This is a genomic window from Kitasatospora putterlickiae (assembly GCF_039527695.1).
In the GTDB taxonomy this organism is placed as follows: domain Bacteria; phylum Actinomycetota; class Actinomycetes; order Streptomycetales; family Streptomycetaceae; genus Kitasatospora; species Kitasatospora putterlickiae.
The window spans coordinates 16,336-26,489 of the sequence record NZ_BAAAKJ010000180.1 but is presented as its reverse complement, the minus strand read 5'-3'; the positions used below and the strand labels follow the sequence as shown (position 1 = coordinate 26,489).

At 73.4% G+C, this 10,154-nt stretch carries 11 protein-coding genes; 4 read left to right on the top strand and 7 right to left on the bottom strand.

Features of this window, described 5'->3' with window-relative positions; genetic code table 11:
• Positions 1–3 precede the first annotated feature (3 nt).
• From ABD308_RS18160 to ABD308_RS18150, 3 genes are all read right to left on the bottom strand, one after another.
• Positions 4–510, bottom strand: coding sequence for a quercetin 2,3-dioxygenase (locus tag ABD308_RS18160; RefSeq protein WP_344335662.1), 507 nt, complete (start codon positions 508–510; stop codon positions 4–6).
• Between the two features lie 82 nt (positions 511–592).
• Positions 593–1,570: an alpha-ketoacid dehydrogenase subunit beta gene (locus ABD308_RS18155; RefSeq protein WP_344335659.1), complete on the bottom strand. Its 978-nt coding sequence runs from the start codon at positions 1,568–1,570 to the stop codon at positions 593–595.
• 23 nt (positions 1,571–1,593) lie between these two features.
• Positions 1,594–2,580 carry a thiamine pyrophosphate-dependent dehydrogenase E1 component subunit alpha gene (locus tag ABD308_RS18150; protein WP_344335657.1) on the bottom strand — a complete coding sequence of 329 codons (987 nt, stop codon included), beginning with the start codon at positions 2,578–2,580 and terminating at the stop codon, positions 1,594–1,596.
• Positions 2,581–2,941: 361 nt separating this feature from the next.
• Between ABD308_RS18150 and ABD308_RS18145 the strand changes: the two genes are divergently transcribed.
• Together ABD308_RS18145 and ABD308_RS18140 are read left to right on the top strand one after the other, a co-directional pair.
• The gene (locus ABD308_RS18145; protein WP_344335654.1) at positions 2,942–3,838 is read left to right on the top strand and encodes a sensor histidine kinase; all 897 of its coding nucleotides are present in this window, start codon (positions 2,942–2,944) and stop codon (positions 3,836–3,838) included.
• A 122-nt stretch (positions 3,839–3,960) separates the two neighbouring features.
• Positions 3,961–4,617 (top strand): response regulator, encoded by a 657-nt coding sequence (locus ABD308_RS18140; protein WP_344335652.1) that lies wholly within the window; start codon positions 3,961–3,963, stop codon positions 4,615–4,617.
• A 22-nt stretch (positions 4,618–4,639) separates the two neighbouring features.
• Here the strand turns inward: ABD308_RS18140 and ABD308_RS18135 are convergent, their stop codons facing one another.
• Together ABD308_RS18135 and ABD308_RS18130 are read right to left on the bottom strand one after the other, a co-directional pair.
• On the bottom strand, positions 4,640–4,909 hold the full coding sequence (locus ABD308_RS18135; RefSeq protein WP_344335649.1) for a hypothetical protein: 270 nt from the start codon (positions 4,907–4,909) through the stop codon (positions 4,640–4,642).
• A gap of 209 nt (positions 4,910–5,118) precedes the next feature.
• Positions 5,119–6,126 carry a medium chain dehydrogenase/reductase family protein gene (locus ABD308_RS18130; RefSeq protein ID WP_344335647.1) on the bottom strand — a complete coding sequence of 336 codons (1,008 nt, stop codon included), beginning with the start codon at positions 6,124–6,126 and terminating at the stop codon, positions 5,119–5,121.
• A gap of 181 nt (positions 6,127–6,307) precedes the next feature.
• On the opposite strand from ABD308_RS18130, the gene ABD308_RS18125 reads away from it, so the two are divergent.
• Positions 6,308–6,937: a TetR/AcrR family transcriptional regulator gene (locus tag ABD308_RS18125; RefSeq protein WP_344335645.1), complete on the top strand. Its 630-nt coding sequence runs from the start codon at positions 6,308–6,310 to the stop codon at positions 6,935–6,937.
• Between the two features lie 291 nt (positions 6,938–7,228).
• Here ABD308_RS18125 and ABD308_RS18120 read toward each other — a convergent pair whose 3' ends face one another.
• Positions 7,229–7,942 (bottom strand): DUF4386 domain-containing protein, encoded by a 714-nt coding sequence (locus tag ABD308_RS18120; protein ID WP_344335643.1) that lies wholly within the window; start codon positions 7,940–7,942, stop codon positions 7,229–7,231.
• A 184-nt stretch (positions 7,943–8,126) separates the two neighbouring features.
• Here ABD308_RS18120 and ABD308_RS18115 point away from each other — a divergent pair, with 184 nt between their 5' ends.
• Positions 8,127–8,642, top strand: coding sequence for a MarR family winged helix-turn-helix transcriptional regulator (locus ABD308_RS18115; RefSeq protein ID WP_344335641.1), 516 nt, complete (start codon positions 8,127–8,129; stop codon positions 8,640–8,642).
• Positions 8,643–8,708: 66 nt separating this feature from the next.
• On the opposite strand, the gene ABD308_RS18110 is transcribed toward ABD308_RS18115, so the two are convergent.
• The gene (locus ABD308_RS18110) at positions 8,709–9,902 is read right to left on the bottom strand and encodes an RtcB family protein (RefSeq protein ID WP_344335639.1); all 1,194 of its coding nucleotides are present in this window, start codon (positions 9,900–9,902) and stop codon (positions 8,709–8,711) included.
• Positions 9,903–10,154 lie beyond the last annotated feature (252 nt).

Below are 10,154 nucleotides of genomic sequence, written 5' to 3'. Positions count from 1 at the left end.
CGGTCAGCGAGGCGGCCCGGCGGGCCCGCCCGGTCCGGGCGGCGGCCCGACCAGTCGCACGCCGAGCGGCTCCAGCGCGCCGAGCAGCCGGGCGAAGTCCGGCGGGCCCTGGGGCGGCGGCGGCAGCTCCAGGCGGGTGGCGGGCTCGCCGGTCCGGAAGAACCACTCCTCGAACCCGGCCGGGGTGCCCAGCACCAGGAACCGGGTCCCCTCGGTCTCCACCCGGTACTGGTGGGCGATGCCGCGCGGCGCGAAGACCGTCGCGCCGGGGCCGACCTTGTGCTCGTCGTCGCCGATCCGCAGCACCATCTCGCCTTCCTGGACGATGAAGAACTCGTCCTCGCGGGTGTGCAGGTGGACCGGCGAGGCGTAGCCGGCCGGGGACAGCTGCTCGGCGAGCCAGAACTGCCCGTTGGTCTCGGCGCCGGTCGCCTTGAACGTGAGCAGCGCGCCCACGTGCCAGATGGCGCGCCCCTCGTCGGGCTGCTTCACGAACGGTTGGGACGTCACTCGGTTCCTCCTCGGTCGGCGGGCCCGCGACCGGGCCCGGCAGCACAGCGGTACGGAAACTGATGGTTCGTCACTTAACTGGTCAGGCCGCGCTGCGCACCAGCCCGGTGGCGCGCACGGCGGCCGCCACCTGCTCCGGCCCGGGGGCGAAGGCGTCCTCCAGCTCGGGACTGAACGGCACCGGCGCGTGCGGCCCGGTGACCATCCTGACCGGCCCGCGCAGTGCGGCGAAGCGGTCCTGCGCGACCTGCGCGGCGATGTCGGTGGCCAGGCTGCAGCGGGGGTGGGCCTCGTCCACCACGACCAGCCGCCCGGTCCGCTCCACGCTGCCGTAGATGGTCGAGGTGTCCAGCGGGGACAGCGTCCGCGGGTCGATCACCTCGATCTGCACGCCCTCGGCGGCGAGTTGCTCGGCGGCGGCGAGCGCGACCGAGACCATCCGGCCGATCGCGACCACCGTGCAGTCCGTGCCGGGCCGGACCACCTTGGCCGAGCCGAACGGGATCGCGTACGGCTCCTCGGGCACGCCGCCGGGCACGAAGTAGAGCATCTTGTGCTCCAGGAACAGCACCGGGTCGTCGTCCACCAGGGCCTGCGCCATCAGCCCCTTGGCGTCGTACGGGCTGGACGGCGCGACCACCTTGAGGCCGGGCAGGTGGACGAAGAGCGGGTGCAGCGCCTGCGAGTGCTGGGCGCCGCGACGCAGGCCGGTGCCCCACATCGCGCGCAGCACCAGCGGCACGGAGATCCGGCCGCCGGCCATGTAGCGCAGCTTGGCGGCCTGGTTGGCGATCTGGTCGAAGCAGACGGTGGCGAAGTCGACGAAGAGCAGGTCGACCACCGGGCGCAGGCCGGTCGCGGCGGCGCCGACCGCGGCGCCGACGAAGGCGGCCTCGGTGATCGGCATGTCGAGCACCCGGTCCGGGAATTCGAGGTGCAGGCCCTTGGTCGGGCCCCAGGCGTTGGTGCTGTCCTCGCCCATGAGGACCACCGAGCGGTCGAAGCGCATCTGCTGGGCCAGTGCCTCGCCGATCGCCTGCTGGTACGTGATGGTGCGCACGTGGATCCCTCCTCCGGGGCGGGTCAGCGGGTGTAGACGTGGTCGAGCAGGCCGCGCGGGTCGGCGGTGAACGGCTCGGCGGCGGCCGTAACGGCGGCCTCGACGAGCGCGGCGGCGTCCCGGTCGATCCGGTCGAGCTCGAAGGCGGCGGGTCCGGGCACGGTGCCGTCGGCGATCCGGGAGCGGAGCAGCAGCAGCGGGTCGGAGTCGTTGCGCAGCCGTTCCGGGTCGGCGCCGGGGCGGTAGGACTGGTCGTCCCACAGCTCCATGTGGCCGTGGAAGCGCTCGGCCCGGAACTCCAGCACGGTCGGCCCCTCGCCGGCCCGGGCGCGGCGCACGGCCTCGGTGGTGGCGGCGTGCACGGCGAGCACGTCGTAGCCGTCGACCACCGCGCCGGGGATCCCGAAGCCGGCCGCGCGCTGGGCCATGTCGGTGCCGGAGAAGTGCCGGTCGGCGGGGGTCGCCTGGGCGTAGCCGTTGTTCTCGACGGCGAAGACGACCGGCAGGTCGAGCATCCGGGCCAGCACCAGGCTCTCCAGCACCGCGCCCTGGTTGGCGCCGCCGTCGCCGGTGAAGGCCACCGCGACCTGCCCGGTGCCATGCTGACGGGCCGTCAGAGCGGCGCCGCAGGCGAGCGGGACGCCGCCGCCGGCCAGGCCGTTGGCACCGAGCATGCCGCGGTCGAAGTCCGCGATGTGCATCGAGCCTCCCTTGCCGCCGCAGATCCCGTCGGGGCGGCCGTGCAGTTCCTTCATCATCGCCTCGACGTCGCAGCCCTTGGCGATCGCGTGGCCGTGGCCGCGGTGGGTGCTGGCGAGGTAGTCGTCGGGGGCGAGGGCCGCGCACACGCCCGCGGCGACGGCCTCCTGCCCGCTGTAGAGGTGGACCGCGCCGGGGAGGTTCTTCGCGAGGCCGTGCAGGCGGTCCTCGAAGGCCCGGATCACGCTCATCGTCCGGTAGATCTCGGCGATCTGATCGAGCGTCAGATCGGTGGTGCGGGATGTGCCCATGGGTCGCCTCCTCGGCTCTCCGGGGGACGCCGGCGGGGCGCCGCGCGCCTCGTTCGCCGGTCGTGCTCGTGGCCCGACTCCATGAGGGTAAGTGCTCACTCACATGGGTGCAACCAAGTGTCCGAATCCGTCACGGCCCACTCCCCCACCTCGCTCTCCTACCCTTGCGCCCCGTGCAACGGCGCGCCTAAGGTCTTGTCCCGGGTGGATTGGGATCACGGCATTCAAACGTACGACGGACCGATACTGCGGGGCCCGTCGCGCCGATTTTCGGACATGCCCGAGGAATTCCATTTCCCCGCGCCAGGAAACGCCCGTGCACAGTGGGTCAGACGCGAGCGACGGGGGGATCTCAGGAACCATGCTGGACCAGATAATAAAATCCTCCGGCAGGGCCGACCGAAGACCGACCAACCTGGCCGTGGGCGGCGCGGCGGCGCTCACTACGCGCGGTGAACGGAACACCTCCGACCGCATCGGCCGGCTGGTGAGCAGCCTGCTGGGACTGGTCACCGGCCTCGGCGCGGCCGGACTGCCGCCGGCCCAGTTACGCCGGCCGGCGCCCGCCTCGGCCGCCGACGGAGGGCCCGGCTGTCCGACCACCGCCGCCCGGCTCGACGAACGACGCCGCCTCAGACGGGAGTTGCACGACTCACTGGCTCCCCGGTTGGCCGCCCTGCACATGCGGATGGAGCTGGCCGCCCTCAACCTGAGCGACGATACCCAGCAGGCCCCGGCCCTGCTCACCCAGGCCCGGGAGGACGTCAGCGCCGCCATCGCCGACGTCCGCCAGGTGATCCGGGACCTCGACCGCTCGGAGCCCCGGACCGTCGAGTCGGCCGGGACGCTGCGCCAGTTCCTGGACCGGCAGGTCCGCGCCTTCGAAGAGGCGGGGGCCGGCCGGCTGCGGTTCGTCACGGAGTTGCCGACCGTCCTGGACGATTTCCCGGCCGACGTCCAGACCGAATTGAAGAGAATCTCCGGCGAGGCCGTCGCCAATGTCGCCCGGCACGCCCGGGCGTCGGTCTGCCGGATCTCCGCCTCGGTCGGCAGGAGCGGCCTCGATCTCTCGATCGAGGATGACGGGGTCGGCTTTTCCGCGGACGCGGTCCGCGGAATCGGACTTCCGTCGATGTGTGTCCGCACCAAAGAACTCGGCGGCGTTTTCTCGGTGGTCGCCCGGGCCCCGCACGGCACCGCGGTCCGGATCCGGCTGCCCCACTCGGCGCTGGTCGGCGGCACCGACCGGCTCGGCTGATCCACCCCGGCCCCCGCCCTCCCCTCCCCGGGGCCGCGGCGGGTTCCGTGCCCGACCGACCCGTACCCGCACCCGGTCTCCCGCGCGTCCCCCGTGTTCCCTCCCCTCCGTTAGGAGCCCCCATGGACCCGGCCGTGCCTCCAAACCTCCGCATCCTGGTCGTCGACGACCACGAGCTGTTTCGGGCGGGTTTGCGCCAACTCCTGGACCGTGTCGACTCGCTGACGGTGGTCGGGGAGGCGACCGACGGGGCGGACGTGCTCTCCGCCGTCGAGCGGCTCGCGCCCGACGTCGTGCTGATGGACATCTCCATGCCCGGCACCGACGGCATCGAGGCGACCCGGACCCTGCTCGCCCGCCACCCCAGGGTCGCGGTGGTGATGCTGACCGCCGACGACAACGACGACTCCATCGTGGCGGCCGTCCGGGGCGGGGCCCGGGGCTACCTGGTCAAGGGCGCCGGCCTGGACGACGTCCGCCGGGCGATCACCGCGGTCAGCCAGGGCGGGGCGCTGTTCGGCCCGGAGGCCGCCGCCCATCTGCTGGCGCAGGTCCGCCGGCCGGCCCCCGAGCGCGAGCCGTTCCCCGACCTCACCCCCCGTGAGATGGCGGTGCTCACCATGCTCGCGGACGGCCGCAACAACGCGCACATCGCCAACGAGTTCGGGCTCTCGATGAAGACGGTGCGCAACTACCTCTCCCGGATCTTCAGCAAGCTCCAGGTCGCGGACCGCGCCGAGGCGGCCGTCCGGGCCCGGCGCGCCGGCCTCGGCAGCTGAGCCGGGCGGGCCACCGGACCGGTCAGCGCTCCAGCAGCCGCGCCCACAGCTCCTCCTCGTACCGGGTCAGCGGCGCGGGCCGCGCGCCGGCCCGTTCCGGATGCCACTGCGGCACCTCCGGCGGGGGGAGCGGCTCCTCCGCCCCGCGCGCCCCCGGCAGGGCGTCCGGCGAGGTGGGCGCGCCCATCGCCACCCCGAGCCAGAACAGCCCGTCCACCAGGTAGCAGCCGGTCCGTCGCGCCCAGCGGCGCAGCGGGAGACGGCGGCGGGCACGGCGCAGGGCGGTTCGCATCGGAGGGCCTCCGGCGGGACGGGTGGCGGGGGAAGCGGTGCTACGGCCATCGTGCGGACCGGCCGTCCCATCGTCATGGGTCGGGAATCCCCGACACGCTGGGAACCTTTCCCGCCCCGTCCCCGGTCACCGGCCGCCGCCCCGGGGACGGATGCGCGGCACCCGGCGCGCGCCTCCCGGCCGGTGGCGCGCGCCGGTTCGGCGACCGGTCAGGCGGTGGCCGGGACGAGCACGATCTTCCCGGTGACGGCCGCGCTCTCCATCGCGCGGTGCGCGTCCGCCGCCTCCTCCAGCGGCATGGTGCGGCCCACCCGCGGCTTGACCCGCCCCTTCCGCAGCAGTTCCAGCACGGTCGCGAGGTCCTGCTGGTACGCGGCCGGGTGGGACTTCTCCAGGCTCCAGGCGTTGTAGAACAGCGTCCGCTTCCCGTCCGGGACGAGCTTCGGCAGCACGATGCCGCCCAGGAACCCCTGGGCACCGGTCAGCAGGTCCCGCTGGTCGGTGCCGCGCAGCGCGGCGTTCTGGCCGAAGCCGACCATCACGCCGCCGCGCCGCACCGCCTGGTACGAGCGCAGGAAGTGCCGGCCGCCGATCGGGTCGAAGACCGCGTCCACCGCGCCGCCCGGCAGGCCGCGCACCACCCGCAGGAAGTCCCCGGCCCGGTCGACCGGGTGCCCGCCGAGCGCCTGCACCTGCTCGGCCCGGGCGGCGGAGCAGGTGCCGTACACGGTGACCCCGGCGAGCGCGGCCAGCTCCAGGAAGGCGGTGCCGACGCCGCCGGACGCGCCGTGCACCAGCACCGTCCCGCCGCGCCGGACCCCGGCCACCCGGTGCAGCATCTGCTGGGCGATGAAGTAGTTGAGGGCGAGCGCCGAGGCCTCCACCGGATCGACCCCGTCGGGCAGCGGGACCAGCCGGTTGGCGGCGACGAACGCGTACTCCGCGTAGCCCCCGCTGCGCACCAGCGCGACCACCCGCCGGCCCGGTTCGGGGGCCCTGGTGCCCGGTCCGACCTGGTCGACCACCCCCACCAGGTCGTATCCGGGGGTGAAGGGGCGCTTGGGCCCGCCGGGGATGACGCCGGCACGGAGCAGAATGTCACCGTAGGAGACGCCGGCGGCGAGCACCCGGACCCTGACCTGACCGACGGTCGGGGCCGGGAGTTCGTCGCTGGACAGCCGCAGGACCCCGGCTCCGCCGAGCCTCGGCACACTCACATGGCGATACCTCATCGTGGCCTCCGCGTGGAGAGATGTCGTTGGTGGGAGTGGCGCCGGTCCTCCTCGGGGGCGGCGCGGGAGGCGGTCCGGGCCGGACCGTTCCCTGCCCCCGCATTTTTATATAGACTGAGTGTACAATGAATGTCATAGCACCCGCCTCAGGAGACGTCAACAGCCCATGAGCCCACGCCAGTACCGAGCCGGCCAACGCCAGGTAGCCGCCGAACAGACCCGCACCCGCATTCTGGAGGCGGCCTGCGAGCTGCTGACCGGGGAGAAGGGCCCGGCCTCGTTCAGCATGGACGCCGTCGCCAAGACCGCCGGAGTGGCGCGGATGACCGTCTACTACCAGTTCGACTCGAAGACCGGCCTGCTGGAGGCGCTCTTCGACGATCTGGCCCAGCGCGGCGGAATGGCCGGGATGCCCGCCGCGTTCATGGCGCCCAGCGGCCGGGAGGCGCTCACCGCCGTCCTCGACGTGCTCACCGGCTTCTACGCCTCCGGCCGGATCGCCCTGCGGCGGCTGCGCGGCCTGGGCATCCTCGACCCGGAGCTCGACACCGCGCTGCAGAGCCGCGGCGAGCGGCGGCGCGGCGGCCTCCAGGTGGTGCTCGGGCGGCTGCTCGCCGACCGCGACGCGGAGGTCGGCGAGGCCGAACTCGACGAGCTGGTGGAGCTGCTCTTCATGCTGACCAGCTTCGAGACCTTCGACCTGCTGGCCGGCCCGGACGGCGACAGCGGGGCGGTGGCCCGCCGGATCGAGGAACTGATTCTCGCCGTTCTCGACCGCCGGCTCACGGCCGCCTGACGGCCGGACACCCCCCGCGCCGCGGCGCACCCCCCTGACGCACCACCCGTCGCGCGGCGACCCCCCTCCGGTCGCCCCACGACGCCCGGCGGCGCGGCGGCCTTCCTCCCCAGGACACCGCCGCGCCGCCTTCCCTTTTCCTCACGAGCCCACCGGCCCGCTCGGTCGCGACCGGTCCGCCACGCCTCCCGGCGCCGCGCCCCGTCGCCCTCCCCCGGCCGGGACGGCCTCACCCCGGAGCACCACCAACGGGGCCGGACCGTCACCGCACCGGAGCAGTCATCAGGCGCCTCAGGCCGCCTCCGCCTCCGACTCGTGGCCGGCGGAGCGGCGCGGACGCTGCCTCGGCAGGATCACGCTGGCCGCGACCAGCCAGATCAGACCGCCGAAGCGGGCGATCGGCAGGAAGAACCCGAGGCTGGTGGAGAGCAGCGCCAGGGTGCCGAGCACGCCGATCCCGGCGAGCACCAGACCGGCCCAGGCGAAGCCCTTCGGCCCGAAGCCGAGCAGCAGCATCGGCACCGCCACGCCCGCCAGCATCACCGCGAACGGCACGACGTGCCCGGGACCGCCGGAGGCGAAGGTGAGGTCCGCCAGCGAGCGGGCCAGCGGCGCGTCGCCGAGGTCCCCGGCCCGCGAGGCGGTCCAGACGGTGAGCCCGCACAGCGCCATCGACGCGGCGGAGAGCACCCCGGAGACCAGCGCGATGCCGGGGCCGGGGGCGACCACGCCGAGCCGGCGCAGCCGCTGGTAGACGATGGCGGCCCAGACCGCGAGCGGCACCGAGGCGCCGAACTGCAGCGTGCCCGCGACCTTCGCGGCGGTCGCGTGGTCCTGGTAGTAGGCGAGCGTGTCGGCCGCCGAGTCGGTGGGCAGCGGGGTCTGCCGGGCCAGCACGATGGACACCACCATCAGTGCCGCGAACGCCACTGCGGGCAGCAGCAAGGGGGGTCCTGACTGCTGGCGCCGGGCGGAGGCGGCCGGCACCGCGGATGTCGTGGTCATGAGGGGCGCTCCAGTCGAGAACGGGGGTGGTCCGAGCCGTCGGGGCCGGTCAGGGCCGCCGGGGGCTCGCTACGGCCGCGTCGGGGCCAGGGGTCGGCGCCGGACGGATCGACGCCGGCGCCAGTAGTTCCAAAACCAGAATAGTTCACCCCGGGACATCATTGTCCACTGGTATCGTGTTTTCATGACCGAAACTCCCCACCCCGACCCGATCCCGCACACGGGCCCGCAGGGAGCCCAGGTCGCCTTCCTCCTCTCCCAGTTGGGCGAACACGCGAGCCAGGCCTTCGCCCGCCGGGTCGCCGACCTGGACCTCACCCCGGCCCAGGCCGGCCTGCTCCGGACGGTCGCCCTGGCCCCCGGCCAGCACCAGCAGGAGCTCGCCCGGCGGCTCGGCATGTCCCCCAGCCGGTTCGTGGCCTTCATCGACGCCATCGAGGAGCGCGGCCTGGTCGAGCGCCGGCGCAACCCCAAGGACCGCCGGTTCCAGGACCTCTACCTCGCGCCCAAGGGCGAGGAGGCGATGCGCGGGCTGGCCGAGGCGGCGCTCGCCCACGAGGAGGCCGTCTGCGCGGGCCTCGATCCGCAGGAACGTATCGCCTTGGCCGGACTGCTGCGCCGGGTCGCGGAGGCCCAGCACCTCACCGCCGGCGTGCACCCCGGCTACCGGCGGCTCAACCCCAAGCGCGACGGCGCCTGAACCGGACGGGGCCCGAACACGCCGAAGCCCCCGGCCAGGACGGCCGGGGGCTCCGCACGGGGGACGTCAGCCCTTGACGCAGACCACCTGCTTCAGGTGCGCCACGACCTCGACCAGGTCCCGCTGCTGCTCGATCACCTTCTCGATCGGCTTGTACGCGCCGGGGATCTCGTCCACCACGCCCGCGTCCTTGCGGCACTCCACGCCCTTGGTCTGCTCGGCCAGGTCCTGCGTGGTGAACCGCTTCTTCGCGGCGTTGCGGCTCATCTTCCGGCCGGCGCCGTGCGAGGCCGAGTTGAACGACGCCTCGTTGCCCAGCCCGCGCACGATGTACGACCCGGTGCCCATCGACCCCGGGATGATCCCGTAGTCGCCGGATCCGGCCCGGATCGCGCCCTTCCGGGTGACCAGCAGGTCGACGCCGTCGTAGCTCTCCTCCGACACGTAGTTGTGGTGGCAGCTGATCACCTCGTCGAAGGCGACCTTCGCCCGCGGGAACTCCCGCCGGACCACGTCCTGGAACAGCGCCATCATCAGCGCCCGGTTGCGCTTGGCGTACTCCTGCGCCCAGAAGAGGTCCTGCCGGTACGCGGCCATCTGCGGGGTGTCCGCGATGAACACCGCGAGGTCACGGTCGATCAGGCCCTGGTTGTGCGGCAGTGACTGGGCCACGCCCATGTGGTGCTCCGCCAGCTCCTTGCCGATGTTGCGCGAGCCGGAGTGCAGCATCAGCCAGACCGCGCCGGTGTCGTCGACGCACACCTCGATGAAGTGGTTGCCGCCACCGAGCGTCGCCATCTGCTGGGCCGCCCGCTCGCGACGCCACTTCACCTCCGGCGCGACCGCGTCGAACCGCTGCCAGAAGTCGTCCCAGCCACCGGTCGGGACGCCGTGCACCTTCCCCGGGTCGACCGGGGAGCTGTGCAGGCCGCGGCCGACCGGGATGGCCTGCTCGATCCGCGAGCGCAGCCGCGCCAGGTCGTCCGGCAGGTCCTTCGCGGTGAGCGAGGTCTTCACCGCGCTCATCCCGCAGCCGATGTCCACGCCGACCGCCGCCGGGCAGACGGCGCCCCGCATGGCGATCACCGAACCCACCGTCGCGCCCTTGCCCAGGTGGACGTCGGGCATCACGGCGAGCCCGTGCAGCCAGGGCAGCGAACTGATGTTGCGCAGCTGCTGCATCGCCTGGCCCTCGACGGTGGCCGGGTCGGTCCACATCCGGATCGGAACCCGGACGCCGGGTACCTCGGTGTACGACATGGTTCAACGACCTCCAAGGTCGGATGTTTCAAGCCTAGGTGGGTGCCGCGCGAAGGAACCCGGCGCGGCCCGGGGGATGTCTGGGGGTGGCTGCGCTCAGGCGGCCAAGGGGCATCGGGAGGACAGTCTCGGGGAGCGTCCGTAGGTGTGCTCGACCCGCATGGTGACCGCCTCCTCTCCGTGTGTGTACCGGGTGCCGGGGGTTATCTACCCACGCGCGGCACGGCGCTCGCAACACAATTAACACGAAAG